Origin of the sequence: Pseudoalteromonas sp. MTN2-4 (assembly GCF_042848605.1) — a bacterium.
GTDB lineage: Bacteria > Pseudomonadota > Gammaproteobacteria > Enterobacterales > Alteromonadaceae > Pseudoalteromonas.
Genome location: NZ_BTGK01000043.1, coordinates 1 through 938, shown reverse-complemented (window position 1 = coordinate 938; position 938 = coordinate 1). Strand labels below are relative to the sequence as shown.

The window sequence follows — 938 nt, the reverse complement described above, 5'->3', positions numbered from 1 at the left end:
ATAACGCCTTACTAATGGGCGTAAAATGCTTGGCTTAAATTAGCGACGAAGGAGCGCAAGCCAAGCGTTTTGCGTCCTTTTAAGTAACTTGTTAGCTTTCGTTTACTCTGACAATTAGTTTTTTTAATTCAGAAATAACTAACTTTGGCTCATCATCTTGAACGAAATGCCCACTTTTAGTTGCCATTACAGCCCTGCCTTTAGGAAATTTAAGCACCCATTCTGCTTGTACATTTCCCCATAATTCGCGAGCTTTATCCGTATCAAAGAGGCGCTCTGGATTTTCAAACTTTTTCACACCCGCGATAAGAGTTATGGGGATATTTTTGATATCGCCATAGCCTAATGATGGTGTTTTATTCCAGATATCGTTGATTAAGCAACAATTATTTTCTTTTCCCATTTTTACATCCGCTTGTTTTAACCTCTCATTAGATTCCTTTCCTCCTAAAGGATCTAACTTTTCGATGATTTCGACGTCTCTTGGGTTAATAGGATCGATAAATAACATAGCTGAAACTTCATCTGGATTTCTAACTGAAAATTCCCTAGCAACTTTTCCACCATACGAGTGAGAAACATAAACAATAGGTTTTTTAACTTTCAATAGGTTGAGTAATTTTTCAGTGTCCTTTACATAATCAGTGGATGTCAGGTCACCAACACAAGAAGATGATTTCCCTTCGCCTCTCCTTGAGTATCTTATGGCTGTTATATTTTCAGGCAGGTTATCCCAAATAGAGTCCCAACCGGCCATCCCAGAAATGGCACCTGCTTCGAACAAAACGATATGCTCTCCAGTGCCTTTAATTTCATATTCTAATTTAGCCTGGTTAACTAATAATGTTTTAGCAGAAACAGAAAAGCAAAATATAACAAGGCTAACAATTAATAAAATTTTTGGAGACACACACCTATCCCTGAAAGAAAGCTAACGC

The 938-nt window shown here is 37.5% G+C and carries 1 protein-coding gene; it reads right to left on the bottom strand.

The window, feature by feature from the left end:
• Positions 1-91: 91 nt before the first annotated feature.
• Positions 92-910 carry an alpha/beta fold hydrolase gene (locus ACGHEH_RS21625; RefSeq protein WP_390449828.1) on the bottom strand — a complete coding sequence of 273 codons (819 nt, stop codon included), beginning with the start codon at positions 908-910 and terminating at the stop codon, positions 92-94.
• Positions 911-938 lie beyond the last annotated feature (28 nt).